Consider the following 541-nt stretch of genomic DNA (forward strand, 5'->3'; position numbering starts at 1 on the left):
ATATCGCGCTCTGCGCCAATGTCCGCTAAACGATAATCCAACAACCAACGGTCGTTTCCATCACAACGCACTTGTACGTGACGAAGTGCGAGATACGCTTCGAGGTTCCACTTCTGTTTTAGTGCGGGATGGTTTTTACGAATGATGCACATCTGATGGTCGCGATAGATTTCGAGTTCGCAAATATCATCCGGTGGCAGCAGGGTAAGTTTTGCGTCATTGATGTCGATGTCTTTACCAGTTAATCCCAAATCCAGCTCACCACGCTGCAACATTTTGAAGGTGTTATCTGACCAAGGATGCGTGCTGATGGTGACGCCGGGTGCCTGTTGAAAAATCGCTGGTAAGAAATGCGGCAAGATTAATGGGTAGACACTTTCCACCGCTGCAATTTGAAAACGGTATTCACTGCTTTGGGGCGAAAACTCTTCTGGCTGGGTCAGCACTTCTAATTGGTTAATCAACAGATCCAGTTTCGGTTTGAGGAACAATGCACGTGGTGTTGGCGTTAATCCATGTGAGTTACGCGTAAACAATGGAT

1 protein-coding gene is annotated in these 541 nt (G+C 47.0%); it reads right to left on the reverse strand.

Annotated features, from left to right (window positions below; translation table 11 throughout):
- Window positions 1-541, reverse strand: a 541-nt coding sequence (locus R7Z77_RS27980) for a LysR substrate-binding domain-containing protein (protein WP_318137382.1), incomplete at both ends; no start/stop codon positions are given.

This window comes from Vibrio sp. 1401, assembly GCF_033340295.1.